We start from the raw sequence: 15300 nt of genomic DNA, 5'->3' as shown, positions 1-15300 counted from the left end.
TAACACGCAAAAATTTACTATTCCGTCTTAACTTAATTATATAGGAAATAAAAGGTTACTTCAAATTTTTAACGTCATTTGTCTTAAATATAGCTTATCACAGCTATGAAAAAACCAATTTAGAACTTTGTAACCTCTCTGCCTTCATTACAACGCTGTAACATTAGCTTCCTTTCAAACTGAGCCATACCAGCGAATATAGTCATCATTAATTCGCCTGGTGGAGAGCCAGTATCTAACCAGCTTCCATTTAACTCCTTTAACTCTGGCCTATCAACCTTAGTTCCTGTGATCTTCTCATTGTATTAATCATAAAGAACTACACAAAGGTCTATACGCAACACACAATACAAAGGTTTGTAATTAATAAGAAATGGATATAAAAGAAAAAACCAATCTAACTATTGATTAGACTACTTTTATTTCAGTTTGGCAGGGGCAGTAGGGATCCAACCCACAACCAACGGTTTTGGAGTGCGGTAGACTGCTTGCTTTGTGCTAAAGTGTATTATGGCAACCATTGGTACATAAGCGTTTTACAAATTTAGCTTGTTCTATTTTCTTTTGCTTTTGGGTTCTATTTCGAGCTAGTAGTACCCAAATAGAACCAAATAATTATTTTTAAAGCTCTGATTTCTCCTATCATATATTTTTAGTGCTTTATGATAGGTTACAATATTCGCTTGAGTTTTTCATTCGTAATTTTTTTCTGGGATAAAACTAGCACAATGAGTTAATTTAGTACGCAATTTTCTTATTAGATGCAGTGTTAAATCAGAGAATTTACATTTATACTATGTTCAGTAACTATATACTAATTTTATTAAAGTAAAATAAAACCCTACTGAATTTCAAGTACGGTTATATGTATTATGTATCGTGGGTTTTAGTGATAGAGGCGAAGCGTGGTGGGTGAAATCCACTAAATTCTACTTAAATAGTTCTTCTTAACCCTCACGCTTTAAACCTTATAAATATGACTTCTTAGCTATTCTAGAATCTTCCTTTATTATTTAAAGCATTTACATAAATTTTTACAAGCTCCTTTACAAAGTTATCGATATCAAACATTTTTTCACACCAACCTCTGGACCATTTGCCGATTCTTCTAATTCTTTCCTTTTTCCTTAAGAGATGGTTAATATCTCTTACTAGATTTTTAACATTAGGTTTTCCAAGAGCATCATGATCACCAAAATACATATCCCATTGAATATCTTTTCTACTTTCAGTTACAATTCCCGTATAGCCTTGATTACCTATAGCAATTACAGGTTTTCTACACATCATCCCTTCTAATGCAACTCTGGCTGTTCCAATTATAATGCTGCTTTGGAGATAATATGGTATTACATCTACTTTTGCTCCTATCATATGCACAACATCTCTTTCAGCCATTTCATTGATTACTTGTGCTTCTTTTTCTAAGCTTTCTCTTCCAGGACCATCCCCTATAACAATAACGTGTAGATTAGAATATTCTTCTAAAAGCTGTGTGAAACTAAATAATAATACACGAGCTACATTGGTCTTGTTCCAATCTAATCTGCTGCAATAGCATAATATTTCTGCATTTTTGGGTATGTTAAGTTCCTTTCGTATATCTACATCCGTATGAGAATTATCAACTAAATCCTTACTAATTCCGTTGGGAATTATAACAATTTTATCTCCAATTTTGTCTCCAAGTTTATTATGCAGCATTTTTCTAACAGGCTTACTTACTGCAATTATTTTGGAGGCTTGAATACAGGTAGAATAAAAAATATTATTAGGATAAAATAATCCATGAATGGTGACTACATATGGTATCTTATACATTCTATAAAGTTCGCTAGCAAGCTGCATACTTGCAAATAAATGGCAGTGAATAACATTTATTTTTTCTTTATCAACAATGGTCTTTAGTATTTTTATCATTCCAAATTTTTTCTTGTTGGATATATAGTCTCCATCAATAGGAATTTTAATTACTTTTATTCCATAGGACTTCATTATTAATTCCATAGGACCACCAGAAGTTGCTACGACCGCATAAATTCCCATATCTATTAATTTTTTAGTAATATTAAGAACATGGGTTTCTGTTCCTCCAACATTTAATGCATCTATAAGCATTAGTACCCTCAATTTACTATTTTCATTCGGCTGAACTTGTCTTTGTACATCAAAATTCAAATTCTTATAAAACTCCTTAAATTGAAAATAATTTTTAACAGAAGGATCTTTAAGTAGTTTACATGTATATTTATCATATTCCTTCTGATTTACAACATGATAAGCCTCTTTGTGCCTTCTGTAGGAATAAAGAATAGTATTTACCTTTTCTACAGGACTTAACTTAATCAACTCTAATAATAATTCTGTTTGATCATCAAAAAGAGAAGTTTTACTATTATAATTTACCTTATCCATAAGTTTTTTACGAATCATTAAAGTCGGAAATATGACTGGTAAAAAACCTGCTATAATTGATTTTTCAATTTCTTTGTTATCTTTATAGTAGTTTTGAATTCTCTCAATAAAAATGCAATCCTTACGTAAGGACTGATCTCTCGTAAAACAAGATATAAGACATGAGACCATCCCTAGCTTTGGATTATCTTTCAAATAACTCTGTTGAATTTCCAAACGAGTAGGTAAACTTATGTCGTCCCCATCATGTCTTATGATAAAGTCTCCCTTTGCAAATTCATAGCCTTTTGCAAAAGCTGATGCAATTCCTTGGTGCTCTTTTAAGTTGATTAGATGAATTCTTTCATCTTGTATTCGAGATATTTTTTCTACTGTGTTATCCTGTGAAGCATCATTTACAATTACTAGTTCCCAATTTGTATATGTTTGTTCGCAGATACTTCTAATACTTTCTTCTATGAATTCGTTACAATTATACACAGGCATTACTATACTAATTAACGGTCTCATAAGCTCAACTCCTTTTATTGGAAGTACAAAACATCCCTAAGATTCTGTACCTTGTATCCATTATTTAAGAGTCTATATATAAATTCAAAATCCCATGCACCCTGCATTAAGTTATTGAAACCAGCTGTCTTATGAATTTGTTCATATCTTATCATTAGAGTATTTATATTCACGCAGTTAAAGGATTCGGTGATGTAGGAGTATTCGATCTTATCGTCATATAGTATCATTGTTCCACCGGGTTCCCAATTTGTACCTACTGCACTGTACATGAAGTTATTCTTTAAAAAATCTACTTGTTTTTGTATTCTTTCAGGGTGACTTAAACCTTTATCATGGTGAAATGCTATATATTCTCCTCTGGATAGATACGCCCCAATATTATATGTCCAAGGGGAACAGACTTCTTTGGGCGGTTTAAAATATAATAAATCCTTAATACAGTTATTATTTGAGTGATTTCTATATCTTTTGTACCAATTATTAATTACTTCTTCTGAGTTGTCATTGGAACAATCATCTATTATGATAATTTCAATATGAGGGTAGGTCTGCTTACCTATACTCTTTAATGTATCATAAATAGTTAAGCCACTGTTTTTAACTGGCAGTACTATACTAACAAGATTATCAACAACTTTCCTCTTTTTGAGCACGTTTATATCTTGTTTATGACGTATCTGACTGCTCATAGATCCTGTATGCTTTCTTACATAGTGTAATTCCTCTTTTATATTTTCAATGATAAAATCATGATTCACTATATTATTTACAAAAAACATATCATTGCCAACTGGAATGGCTTTAAAGCATCCAATAATCTCTTCCAAAATGGCAGCACGAAACATTAGTGTACCATAAGCCACGCAGTGTCTTAAATACTTTTTATAATTTTTCTCTATATGCTCTGAATTGAAGCTTAGCCAACCACTTCCAGGCTTACTTTCAAAAATATTATTTTTAAAAGTTCTAAATCCTGTGCCTACCATAGCAGTATCTGGATGTTCATCTAATACTTTCACCTGCCTTTTAATTTTTGCTGGATAGCTGACATCATCTGCATCATGTATTACAATATATTCTCCAGATGAAATCTGAAATCCAATATTGTAGGCCCAACCCGCTCCACAATTTCTTGGAAGTTTTAAATAAATAAAATTTGAAAATTTATATTCACATTTTTTATACCATGAATTTACAAGTTTCTCTGTATTATCATCTGAAGCATCGTCCATGATAATAAGCTCTATGTCAGGATATGTTTGTTTTTGGATTCCATTAAGAGCATCTATTATAAAATGGCCATAATTATAAGTAGCAATTACAATACTTACAAGACCAGGCTTCCTGTCGGACAATTGCGTCATTTTGACTTCCTCCTACAACTGTTTCTAATGATAATATATGGTGGCATTTATATAGTGTGTATAACTAAGAAATAATTTGAAACATTATCACTAATAGTCCTAACTTCATATATTATATTACTAACTGATGAGAGAGGGATGTGAAATGTGGATTAGTAATAAAAAAATCTTAATTACTGGTGGTACTGGTACCATTGGAAAAGCGTTATTAAATAGACTATTAAAATATGATATAAATCATATTTATATATTTAGCAGAGATGAACAAAAACAAGAGGCAGAGCTTTATTATTTTAAACAAAATCCAAAGGTTGGTTTCATAATTGGTGATATAAGAAATTATGACAGCATAAATTCAGCTTTAAGAGGGATAGATATAGTTTTTCATACTGCTGCTATGAAGATTGTTGATATTTGCGAAAATAATCCACATGAGGCTTGTATTACGAATGTTATCGGTACTCAGAATATTATCAAAAGTGCAACCTTAAACAATGTGGAAAAAGTCATATTTACGAGCAGTGATAAAGCTGCCAATCCCACTACTGTAATGGGGGTTGGAAAACTCTACAGTGAAAGGCTTATATCCCATGCAAATTTTTTAATGGAAAATTCAACAATTTTTACAACGGTACGTTTCGGAAATGTTTTTGGTTCTAGAGGCTGTGTTCTTGATTTATTTAAAAATCAAATAAAAAAACAAAACTATGTAACAGTTACTCATCCAGATATGACCCGTTTTATATGTACAATTAATGATGCGGTTGACCTTTTAATAAAAAGTAGTGAAATAGCAACTGGAGGAGAAATTTTAATTAAAAAAATGCCAAGTATTCGCATAGTTGATCTTGCTGAAGTATTAATCGAATATTTAGCTCCTATATATTTAAAACACATTGAAATAAAGATAACACAAAAACTGAATTCTGAAAAACTCTTTGAGGAACTTATTACGACTCATGAGGCAGAGAGATCTTTTGAGTTTGATGACTATTACGCTATACTTCCTACGGTTTCATCAGGTAGGCAAAGTACCTTTGATTTAAGAAAAGGAAAACAAGTATCCGGAGAAATATCTTCAAAAACTAGCATTAATCTTACAAAAGAAAAACTTTTAGATTTTCTCGTTAAGAATAAATTAATATAGGGGTGATATCATGAATGTACTTGTAACAGGTGGTGCAGGGTTTATTGGAAGATGGGTAGTAAAACGGCTTGCAGAGGACAATCATAGGATATGGATACTAGATAATCTCTCAAATGGTTCAGTAAATAATTTGGAAGATTTACAACTTATTTATCCGTATATTACCTTCATAACAGGAAGCATTATGGACAACCATCTTCTTAAGGCTCTTTTTGTTAATAAATTTAATATATGTTATCATCTTGCAGCTTCAATTAATGTTCAGGGTAGTATTGATGACCCAAAAAGTACTTTTGAAAATGATGTGATAGGAAGCTTCAATGTTCTGCAACAATGCAAACTAAATAAGACAAAGTTTGTGTATATGAGTACTTGCATGGTATACAGCAAAGCTTCAAACAAAGAAGGTATTTCTGAAAGTTACCCTACACGTCCAGCTTCTCCTTATGCAGCTGCTAAATTGGCTGGAGAACAGTTAGCTTTATCCTATTACTATGCTTATGGTCTTCCTGTAACCATTCTTCGTCCCTTTAACACCTATGGACCATATCAGAAAGAAAATAGTGAAGGTGGGGTAATTTCAATCTTTATTAATAAAAAACTTATGAATGAAACACTATCTATATATGGTGATGGCAGCCAGACAAGAGACTTCTTATATGTTGCAGATTGCGCTGATTTCGTAGTAGAGGCGGGTTACTCTGAAAAGTCAGAAGGGAAAGTGATAAATGCGGGTAGTGGTTTTGACATCTCAATTAATGAATTAGCAAAATTAATCACTGATAAAACAGAAAATATTAAATATGCAACTCACATTCACCCCCAAAGTGAAATACAGAAGTTATTGTGCGATGCACGGTATAGCCAGAAGCTTCTTGGGTGGACCCCAAAAATATCTTTGATTGAAGGCATAGTGAGGACAGAAGAGTTTTTAAAGGCACAATTATAATTGGAGGTGGCATATGTGGAGTCGACTTTTCGTATTGCAGTACTAGCAGATAGCAGTAAATCTGCTGTAGCGGTAAATACACAATTGCTCCGTACCATACTCTCTCGTATTAAGGGATTGTCACCGCAGCCAAAATTTATAATTTTTGTAGGAGATATGGTATATGGCGGAACTAAAGTAAATGAGCAATTAGAAAACTGGAAGAAATTAATTGAGGACTATTATTCTGTTACTATGATCTATCCAGTACTTGGGAGCCACGAAAATAATGAAACTGCTTTCAGTAATGCATTTTCTTATCTTCCTAATGAACAGCTAGCAGGATATCAACGAACTGTATACTACTTTGATTATGAAAGTGCTCGCTTTATCATTTTAAACTCAAATCGAACAGGTTCAAACTATAGCTATGTCATCGACGCAAAACAACGCACCTGGTTAAAGAATACACTAGATGGCAGTGATAAAAAATATAATTTTGTGTTTTTCCATGTTCCTGCTTTTCCTACTGGACATCACCATGGGGAAAGTCTAGATATGAGTCCAGATGACCGTAATGCCTTATGGTCCATTCTTGCTCAGTATAATGTAACAGCAGTATTTGTGGGCCATGAACACAACTACTGCCGTCGTCTTATAGATAAATCTTTCACTACTAGTGGCTTGCTAATACAAAATTCCATTTATCAAATAACTACCGGCGGTGCAGGTTCTTCATTAAATGCACACATTACTAATATAAAAAATGCCATTGTTGGCCCTATTGCGGTATACCATTATTGTGTTTTAGACATAAATGATAGTGGGGTTTCTCTACAAGTATACGATAAAGAAAATGACCTTATTGATAGTTGTTCTATATACCCGCCTATTAATGGGTCTGCTTCTAATACTATAATAGATATATTAATTCCCATGGGTGCATCATGGATGTATTTTGATAAGGGTTCTGACCTAGGAACTTCTTGGAGAGAGCTTGATTTTGATGATTCTTCATGGCCTTCTGGACTTGCTGAACTGGGTTATGGAGATGGAGGTGAGGTTACAGTTATAAGTTATGGGCCTAATGTTCACAAAAAATATATAACAACTTATTTCAGAAAACATTTTACTGCTTATGATACATCAATATATAAAAGTTTGGTACTTCGAATTCAAAGGGATGATGGGGCTGTTGTATATCTAAATGGTAAGGAAGTATATAGAACTAATATGCCTTCTGGTATAATTAAATACAATACTTTAGCCATTAAAGCCTTAAATGGAATAGATGAAGTTTCTTTTGAAAAAACTATAATTGATACAAATTTCCTTAAAAATGGAGATAATGTAATAGCCGTAGAAATTCATCAAGTAAGTCCTTCTAGTTCTGATATAAGTTTTAATTTTCAGCTTCTTGGAGATAAAAGTTAACAAATTAGCCTGGAACAGGCCTAAAGTGAAATACTGAATATGTAGAAAACACGGGAGGCCAATTAATAATTGTTTCTTCCGTGTTTAAGACCTCTTAAAATAGCAAGCTTCTTATCATTATACTATAATTTGTTATATAACTACCTTCCTTATTAATTCAAAAGCTTCTGCGTAGGTGCATCCAATAACTGTGCCCCACCTTTTAGCAGCCACCTCCAACCCTTCTAAGGAACGAGGATGGGGGTATTCTCGTAACTCTGATTTATAACATTTCATTGCTTCTAGTTTGTCCTTTAGTGTATCTTCAATATTTACGAAATAATTAGGTGTAAATTTATCTTTGTTTAGAAAATTCCATTCCGTAGCAGACAAGGTTTCAAAACAGTATATTTCTTTTACGGGGCACTCCGCCATAGGTCTTGTGGCTGTTTCAACTGCTTTAAAAGTTATTCGATGATCAATATTTAAATCTCCATAATGATGTGAGAATATAATAGAAGGCTTAATTTGAGAAACATACTTTTCAACCAATTTTACAATAGTTAAGAAACCTTCCTTATCAAAGCTGTTATCAGTAAACTGACAAAAGAAAGTTTCTTTATATCCTATAAGCTTATTTGCTGATAAACTATCTTGAAGTCTTATCTTAATTTCTTCCATTACTTCAGTATTCATATTGTCATGCCTTGAGGTAGTGCCGTCAGATAAAATTAATGAATATACTTCATTCCCTTCTTTAATAAGTCTTTTTATTGTCCCACCACATCCTAAAATTTCATCATCTGGATGTGCTGCTATTACTAAAATCTTTTCCATTACAAATTCCCCCAGTATTCTATATAACACAGTAAAATATATAGTACAAGGCAATTTCCATAATTTTGGGTGAGTTATAACATTAGTGTATGCACACTAAATTTATTAAGTTACATATACTATATTGTTAGAAGTAATATAACTTCAGTTGTATTGATTGTAATTAATTTTGGGTGTAACTACCTTTAGGTTTTTTACACATCATAAAGGAAGGATTTATTATGACACAGTATAATGTTTTAGTTACCTCTGTTGGAGGTGATCTGGGTCAAGCAGTCTGCAAAGCCTTGCGTAATACAAACTATAATATAAAAGTTTGGGGGACAGATTGTAGAAACTATGTGCTGCACCCTCTATTTTGTGATAGCTTTCATATTGTTCCTAAAGCTGAAAGCTTATTATTTACAGAATTAATAAATAAGTTTTCTCTTCATAATTCAATTGACCTGATTTATATTTGTAGTGAACAGGAGCTTTTGTATATCTGTGATCATTTTAATGAATTAGATGATGAAATACGTTGTCGTATTGCCATTCCTCCACTGCATGTAATCAACATTTGTCGCGATAAATACAAAACAATGGAGATTTTAAAAAATAATAACTTTCCCTACTCATACTCAGTCTTATATAATGAATCAACACCAAAAGAGGACCTATTAAAAGGGTTTAAATATCCCTTTGTATTAAAAAAAACTTCTGATTGTGGCTCAAAGCATCTTCACATAATTCAAAACCGTAAAGAATTTGAGGATATTACTAATCTAGACAGCAGCTTCATGCTTCAAGAGTATATTCATGGAACTGAGTATACTAATGGAGTGTACAAAGATTGTTTTAGCGATGAAATATATGTGATTACTCTTGAAAGAACCATAAAAGATGGAATGAGCTATGAAGTAAAGGTAATCTTTGATAAAGAAATAGAAGAACTATGCAAAAGTGTTGCAGAAAAACTAAATATAACTGGTTCCATTAATATTCAGTTACGGAAACAGAATGGTTCCGAGCCCTTTATTTTTGAAATTAATCCCAGATACTCTAGTACTGCTTTTATTAGAGCACAATTTGGATTTAATGATGTTATATATGCTTTTGAAAATATTGTTCTTAATAGATCTATTACTCCACCAACTATAAGGACGGGTGAAGCTTACCGATATATAACAGAATATTATAAGTTTTATTAAAGAAGGTGAAGGTAATGAAGCACCCCTATATACCCTATGGACATCAATATATTGATGAACAAGATATTCAAGCAGTCTTAGAAGTATTAAAAGGTGATTTTCTAACCACTGGACCCAAAATTCATGAATTCGAAAAAAAGGTAGCAGATTATGTAGGATGTAAATATGCTGTTTGTATAGCAAATGGAACGGCTGCTCTGCATGCAGCCTGTTATGCCGCTAATATTAGTGATGATGATGAGGTTATTACTACACCTATGACCTTTGCTGCTACTTCCAATAGCATCCTTTACCTTGGAGGAAAGCCTGTATTCGCTGATATTGATTCCCATACCTATAATATAGACCCTTTGGAAATAGAAAAAAAGATTACAAATAAGACTAAAGCAATTATAGCAGTGGATTTTACAGGTCAACCAGCAGAACTATTTAAGATTAAAGATTTAGCCGAAAAACGTAATTTAATTTTTATTGAAGATGCAGCCCACAGTCTTGGTGCTGAGATAATGGATTCAAAGAAAATCTGGCATAAGACCGGAAGCATAGCCCATATGACTACCTTTTCCTTTCATCCTGTAAAACACATTACGACAGCTGAAGGAGGAATGATCTGTACAAATGATCCTAAGTTCTATGAAAAACTCATTCTATTTAGGACCCACGGCATTACACGTTCTCCACAACTTCTTATGGATAAATCTCATGACAAATGGTATTATGAGCAGCAGTTTTTAGGCTACAATTATCGTTTAAGTGATTTGCAAGCAGCCTTAGGAATTTCTCAACTTAACAAATTGGATAACTTTATTAAAAGAAGACGTGAAATAGCTGTTCTATATGATAAAGCCTTCTCAGAAAGAGCTTTTAAAAATAAAATTACTATCCCTTATCAAGCTTCACATACGAAATCTTCCTATCATATATATATATTGAAATTTAATCTTTCAGCTATAGGAAAAAGTAGAGAAGAGATACTTAATAAACTTTTAGATTTAAATATTGGAGTAAACGTTCATTATATTCCAGTTTACTATCATCCCTATTATCAGTCTCTAGGATACTCAAAAGGACTTTGTCCAATTGCAGAAAAGTTGTATGAGGATATTATCACAATTCCACTTTATCCTGGCATGTCAGATGAAGATGTTAATTATGTTATAAAAAATATAAAGGAAGTGTAAGGTATGGATTATCAAATAAACCGCTTTGTTATTGATGTTCCAGACGGTGATGAAAAATCAAGTATTGATCAATTAGACATGGATTTTTTCTTACAACGTGACTATAGAAGAGTAATACTTGGAACAGTTCGTTTTCCTGATGGAAAGCCTGCTCCTTGCTCTGTAGTTAAGTTTTTCAAATTAAAACATGCTATTGCTGACCCTGAAACAACATCTGATTTAGAACCCATTGGTAATGCTATAGCAGATGAAAACGGACAATTTCTTTTAGGACCTGTATATCCTGGAGATAAACTTATATTAAAAATATTATATCTTGATTGTTTCATGAAAAAGCCTTCAATGGAAACTATTAAAGGTACCCGTGAACCTGAAGTTTATGATAAAGAAGCTTACGATATTGTAGAGTATAAACATGAAAATTGTGATTTTGAAGAGTAGGTTACTATGGATAATATGAAAAAATATGAAGTAGCTATTATTATTCCATGTAAAAATGAAGGTATTTATATTAAACAAACTTTGGAATTTTTATTTAGAACTGAAGCGAACAATATATCAAATATATTTATTATTGACGATGGTTCTAATGATAATTGCTGTAAGTTTTTGAAAAATCCTTTTAAAAGATACCAAAATGTAATGTTTATTGAAACAAAGGGCATAGGAGCAGCAGCAGCGAGAAATCTAGGTGCAAGTTTTGTACCATTGGCAAAAATATTAGTCTTTTGCGATGCCCATATTACTATGAAACCAAACTGGCTTAACACACTATTAAAGGCTCTTAATAATAAGGATATAAGTGTAGTATGCCCAGGTATTGGACATTTTTCTCCAGATAGTCCTGTAGGCTATGGTCAAACTTGGAATGAAAAATTTGAAACATATTGGTTGAAAAAGCCAGTGAATATTAAAGAGGTTCCACTGGCTCCAGGCGGATGTATGGCTATAAGAAAAGAAGTCTTTGACGCAGTAGGGGGATTTGATAATGGCTTCCATAGCTGGGGCTTTGAAGATGTAGAACTATCAGTAAAGCTTTGGCTTTTTGGATATAAAATTTTTGTACATCCTGCTGTTAAAATTGGTCATAAATTTAGAAAAATACAACCATATAACGTTGACTTAACTGAATTTCATTATAATAAATTACGTATGGCATTTAGCCATTTTAATGAAAATAGAATTCGTAAATTAATGAAGCCACTACAGGATTATCCTAGCTTTGAAATTATTTTTAATAAAATAACTGCGAGCAATACTTATGATCAACGTATAGATTATTTTAAGCGCCGTATACATGATGATGATTGGTTCTTTAATAAATTTAATATACCCTTCTAGCATATATTTGGAGGTGAAGTATTGAAAGATTTAATAAATTCCATTATCGATAATTTTAATTATACTGCTCCTATAGAAGTTGTCATAAAAAATATATATAAGTCAAAAGGAAGAAAAGATGAACAAATTAGCAATAGTAAGTTAATAATATCTGAGGAAGATAGTAGTTTAATTGAAGTAGATATCATTATAGATATACCAACTAATTTATAAAATATTTTATGTGGATGGATAATGTACCCATACACTATAAGTATTCATGATAGTATGAATTCTTGTACTACCATGAATACATTTAACAATATGGAAATAGTATAATAAGAGCTGATCCTCAAATAATTTTGATTCTCGTGGATTTACAAGTTGATTGAAGATAAATATTCCTTAAATAATGGAAGAGCAAGCGTAGCTCCGGTTGTTCTAATCAAAAAAGGAAATAGGGGGGAAATAGATGAATTTTATATTAGATACGAATGCCTTTTATAGTCTCTATGGAAGAAATAGACTTGGAATAGATACCAATTCAGTAATAAATGAAACTAGATTGAGAAACGTACTTTTAAATTATAATCATGACATTCATATATCAAACGTAACATTATATGAGATTATTACATTTTTCAGCTCAGGAAACTTAAATAGACTTGCAGGTTTACTTGATTATATTAGAAAAAAGAACATTGGAATAGTTAATTTAGGAATAAGTGATATTACAAGGAAAGATCTTGACACATTGGTGACAGCAAAGGAGTCTTTATTAAAAATACTTGTTAAAGATTATATAAGCAAAAAAGTTGATGTAGAGTCACAATTTGCTACAGATATTTTGCTTTTGCAATTAAGATTGTATGTGATTTTTTACTTTGAGAGAGAAGAAAGTCTAAACGAATCTTTTAGAAATTTACCTAAAGATAAAAAAAATGATATAAAATTCAAGGCATTTGATGTATTATTACAAGATAGAATTGCAGAATATTTGAAAATTCTTAGTTCTAAATTCAAAAAAATTTTGAGACAGGCATATTTTAAAGGTAAAGATTCAAAAAAAGATGAGTATGCAGAAAAATGCGTTAAAGATGAGTTTAATAATATATTGTACCAACAAAGTCGAGTTTTTTCACTTTTTTTAGAATTGCTTATGGCAAATCATGAAAATATGGAACCCTCTGATAACGTAGTGTGCAAAAAACTTATTGAAATTTATAGAAATAGTGGAGATTATGGAATCATTGAGGAAAACCCTGGTAATGTGAATGATGGCATAGGGAAGCTTATAAAACAATTTGAAGATTTAAATTACACTGAATTTATAAAAGAGCATAAACAAGATGCTATTGATATATGGGGAGAAAATAGTTGTTTTACCAGACATCAAATTGAGTATATAGGGATATTATTTGAAAAGTGGATGAAAGAGAGTGCAAAATATAAAAAAAATGATATGTTAGATATGTTTATATTAAGAGCATTAGATATGAAGAATTGGGTAATTTTAACGTTTGATAACAGAATGCAGAACTATATTTTTTTAAATTCTCCAGAAAGTGAAAAATACATTAAAAAATTTGATTTAAGATACCGTTGTTAAAGATGTGGAACATTGAATCTAATGTTCCACTATAATATTAACATTCTATGGCAAATTCGCAAAATTCTATTTCTTCATCCTCTGTATCAACAGTGTATTTATGCTGGCTTACTATTGTAAAGCTCATAACATAATCATCATCCCAAACCTCTTTATACTGATAACCTCTCTTGTAAATCATTTTGCAATCAAAATCAACAATATTTAATTCCAAATTATAAGATATTAATAAATTGCATACTATGTTATAAATTGCGTCTTCCCCTAAATCCTTTGGAGCTATAACCTTAACACCTTTAAATATTGATTTCAACTTTTTTTCCAACATTTTCTTTCTACCTCCTTTGTATACTTTATTCTATATTAAAGACAATTTAAATATCTGGAAAATAAAGAAAGGTACATGGGGATTATCTACGATGCAATAAGAACCATGATATACTATCAACTCAATGCTCTCCTTTCTCTTAACACCTCTATTAAATCCTCTACTATATATTTTTGCTTTGAGAGTGTAATGGTTCATGATGTGGAATAATATGGTTACTCAAAGTATCTGTACCTTTGATTATTTTATATACTTCTTTCGCACTTATTCCTAATTTTTATGCTAAACTTTCAATGCAAAATATAGTAAACTCCAATTTTTTTTCATCCATAAATCCACCCTCTAAGTAATTTTATCCGAACGCTACCATTGCTAACCCTACCTTCTTCAAAGTGGGGGATAAGCACTGTTACGCACCTGGATAAGTTCTTCTAAGGTTCAGATGGAGAAAAGTATTTCTCATAAGCAAACTCCACCTGAACCTAAGAATCACTTGATATATTATCTATATTATAAATTATAACTTTTATCAATCAATTTTAAAAGAATTAATGTTATACACCAGAAGTAGTTTATTAGTGGCATTAATGGGCCACTATATTTTTGTTGGGATTATTTAATATACATTATAGTTAATTCCATATTGTAAGAAAATAAGAGTATTTTAGAGAATCATGAAAAAAATATGAACAGTGCTATCATGTGAATTATTGATAAACATGAGTTTATTTGATGCGAAATTAACAATATAATTAATTTTTATAGGAATTAAACTATCTGTTACTTAAAGATCCAGATAGTGAAGGAGATGTATCACAATCTAGTGCTCTTAGTACTGCTTTAGCATCTATTATAGGTACAGGTAATATAATTGGTGTTGCAACAGCATTTAGGAGGACCTGGTGCTGTCTTTGGAATAGGATGTTCTACTCAGACAAATGCTGTTGCTGCTACTTTAAATGATAGTTTTGGAATCCCCATGTGGGTAACTGCAAATGAAATTAGTATTATATGTTGTATAAGGCATCTAGTTAAAAGCTAGGTGCCTTTTGTTA

15 protein-coding genes and 1 pseudogene are annotated in these 15300 nt (G+C 31.5%); 10 read left to right on the top strand and 6 right to left on the bottom strand.

Annotated features, from left to right (window positions below):
* Positions 1–119 precede the first annotated feature (119 nt).
* The 3 genes from ACJDU8_RS07090 to ACJDU8_RS07080 all read right to left on the bottom strand — a co-directional run bounded on the left by ACJDU8_RS07090 (position 120) and on the right by ACJDU8_RS07080 (position 4292).
* Positions 120–293, bottom strand: a complete 174-nt coding sequence (locus tag ACJDU8_RS07090; RefSeq protein ID WP_406791539.1) for a recombinase family protein — start codon at positions 291–293, stop codon at positions 120–122.
* A gap of 700 nt (positions 294–993) precedes the next feature.
* The gene (locus tag ACJDU8_RS07085; protein WP_406791450.1) at positions 994–2925 is read right to left on the bottom strand and encodes a glycosyltransferase; all 1932 of its coding nucleotides are present in this window, start codon (positions 2923–2925) and stop codon (positions 994–996) included.
* Between the two features lie 14 nt (positions 2926–2939).
* Positions 2940–4292, bottom strand: coding sequence for a glycosyltransferase family 2 protein (locus ACJDU8_RS07080; protein ID WP_406791449.1), 1353 nt, complete (start codon positions 4290–4292; stop codon positions 2940–2942).
* Positions 4293–4437: 145 nt separating this feature from the next.
* Between ACJDU8_RS07080 and ACJDU8_RS07075 the strand changes: the two genes are divergently transcribed.
* The 3 genes from ACJDU8_RS07075 to ACJDU8_RS07065 are packed head-to-tail and all read left to right on the top strand — an operon-like array spanning position 4438 to position 7801.
* Complete coding sequence (locus ACJDU8_RS07075; protein ID WP_406791448.1) at positions 4438–5439, top strand: SDR family NAD(P)-dependent oxidoreductase; 1002 nt, start codon at positions 4438–4440, stop codon at positions 5437–5439.
* Positions 5440–5449: 10 nt separating this feature from the next.
* Positions 5450–6388, top strand: a complete 939-nt coding sequence (locus ACJDU8_RS07070; RefSeq protein WP_406791447.1) for a dTDP-glucose 4,6-dehydratase — start codon at positions 5450–5452, stop codon at positions 6386–6388.
* Between the two features lie 15 nt (positions 6389–6403).
* A complete protein-coding gene (locus ACJDU8_RS07065; protein WP_406791446.1) occupies positions 6404–7801 on the top strand; it encodes a metallophosphoesterase family protein in 1398 nt (465 codons plus the stop codon).
* A gap of 132 nt (positions 7802–7933) precedes the next feature.
* On the opposite strand, the gene ACJDU8_RS07060 is transcribed toward ACJDU8_RS07065, so the two are convergent.
* Positions 7934–8617 (bottom strand): PIG-L deacetylase family protein, encoded by a 684-nt coding sequence (locus tag ACJDU8_RS07060; RefSeq protein ID WP_406791445.1) that lies wholly within the window; start codon positions 8615–8617, stop codon positions 7934–7936.
* Positions 8618–8838: 221 nt separating this feature from the next.
* Here ACJDU8_RS07060 and ACJDU8_RS07055 point away from each other — a divergent pair, with 221 nt between their 5' ends.
* From ACJDU8_RS07055 to ACJDU8_RS07030, 6 genes are all read left to right on the top strand, one after another.
* The gene (locus ACJDU8_RS07055) at positions 8839–9807 is read left to right on the top strand and encodes an ATP-grasp domain-containing protein (protein WP_406791444.1); all 969 of its coding nucleotides are present in this window, start codon (positions 8839–8841) and stop codon (positions 9805–9807) included.
* 14 nt (positions 9808–9821) lie between these two features.
* The gene (gene pseC / locus ACJDU8_RS07050) at positions 9822–10988 is read left to right on the top strand and encodes a UDP-4-amino-4,6-dideoxy-N-acetyl-beta-L-altrosamine transaminase (protein ID WP_406791443.1); all 1167 of its coding nucleotides are present in this window, start codon (positions 9822–9824) and stop codon (positions 10986–10988) included.
* A 3-nt stretch (positions 10989–10991) separates the two neighbouring features.
* On the top strand, positions 10992–11429 hold the full coding sequence (locus ACJDU8_RS07045; RefSeq protein ID WP_406791442.1) for a hypothetical protein: 438 nt from the start codon (positions 10992–10994) through the stop codon (positions 11427–11429).
* 6 nt (positions 11430–11435) lie between these two features.
* Complete coding sequence (locus ACJDU8_RS07040) at positions 11436–12329, top strand: glycosyltransferase family 2 protein (protein ID WP_406791441.1); 894 nt, start codon at positions 11436–11438, stop codon at positions 12327–12329.
* Between the two features lie 21 nt (positions 12330–12350).
* A complete protein-coding gene (locus ACJDU8_RS07035; RefSeq protein ID WP_406791440.1) occupies positions 12351–12542 on the top strand; it encodes a hypothetical protein in 192 nt (63 codons plus the stop codon).
* Between the two features lie 238 nt (positions 12543–12780).
* Positions 12781–13917, top strand: coding sequence for a hypothetical protein (locus ACJDU8_RS07030; RefSeq protein WP_406791439.1), 1137 nt, complete (start codon positions 12781–12783; stop codon positions 13915–13917).
* A 37-nt stretch (positions 13918–13954) separates the two neighbouring features.
* Here ACJDU8_RS07030 and ACJDU8_RS07025 read toward each other — a convergent pair whose 3' ends face one another.
* Positions 13955–14245 carry a hypothetical protein gene (locus tag ACJDU8_RS07025; RefSeq protein WP_406791438.1) on the bottom strand — a complete coding sequence of 97 codons (291 nt, stop codon included), beginning with the start codon at positions 14243–14245 and terminating at the stop codon, positions 13955–13957.
* 163 nt (positions 14246–14408) lie between these two features.
* Complete coding sequence (locus tag ACJDU8_RS07020) at positions 14409–14486, bottom strand: hypothetical protein (protein WP_406791538.1); 78 nt, start codon at positions 14484–14486, stop codon at positions 14409–14411.
* A 514-nt stretch (positions 14487–15000) separates the two neighbouring features.
* Here ACJDU8_RS07020 and ACJDU8_RS07015 point away from each other — a divergent pair.
* Positions 15001–15155 (top strand): annotated as a pseudogene (locus ACJDU8_RS07015) (alanine:cation symporter family protein); the annotation flags it as partial.
* Positions 15156–15300 lie beyond the last annotated feature (145 nt).

This window comes from Candidatus Clostridium eludens, assembly GCF_045310515.1.
GTDB classification, from domain to species: Bacteria; Bacillota; Clostridia; order Clostridiales; family Clostridiaceae; genus Clostridium_B; species Clostridium_B eludens.
Note: the sequence above shows the minus strand (reverse complement) of the source record. Positions and strands in the feature narration are given on the sequence as shown.

Excerpts from the sequence above, each read along its gene's own strand:
- pseC (WP_406791443.1), top strand. The coding sequence starts at position 9,822 with ATGAAGCACCCCTATATACCCTATGGACATCAATATATTGATGAACAA.
- ACJDU8_RS07025 (WP_406791438.1), bottom strand. The coding sequence starts at position 14,245 with ATGTTGGAAAAAAAGTTGAAATCAATATTTAAAGGTGTTAAGGTTATA.
- ACJDU8_RS07070 (WP_406791447.1), top strand. The coding sequence starts at position 5,450 with ATGAATGTACTTGTAACAGGTGGTGCAGGGTTTATTGGAAGATGGGTA.
- ACJDU8_RS07075 (WP_406791448.1), top strand. The coding sequence starts at position 4,438 with ATGTGGATTAGTAATAAAAAAATCTTAATTACTGGTGGTACTGGTACC.
- ACJDU8_RS07060 (WP_406791445.1), bottom strand. The coding sequence starts at position 8,617 with ATGGAAAAGATTTTAGTAATAGCAGCACATCCAGATGATGAAATTTTA.
- ACJDU8_RS07055 (WP_406791444.1), top strand. The coding sequence starts at position 8,839 with ATGACACAGTATAATGTTTTAGTTACCTCTGTTGGAGGTGATCTGGGT.
- ACJDU8_RS07045 (WP_406791442.1), top strand. The coding sequence starts at position 10,992 with ATGGATTATCAAATAAACCGCTTTGTTATTGATGTTCCAGACGGTGAT.
- ACJDU8_RS07040 (WP_406791441.1), top strand. The coding sequence starts at position 11,436 with ATGGATAATATGAAAAAATATGAAGTAGCTATTATTATTCCATGTAAA.
- ACJDU8_RS07085 (WP_406791450.1), bottom strand. The coding sequence starts at position 2,925 with ATGAGACCGTTAATTAGTATAGTAATGCCTGTGTATAATTGTAACGAA.
- ACJDU8_RS07080 (WP_406791449.1), bottom strand. The coding sequence starts at position 4,292 with ATGACGCAATTGTCCGACAGGAAGCCTGGTCTTGTAAGTATTGTAATT.
- ACJDU8_RS07030 (WP_406791439.1), top strand. The coding sequence starts at position 12,781 with ATGAATTTTATATTAGATACGAATGCCTTTTATAGTCTCTATGGAAGA.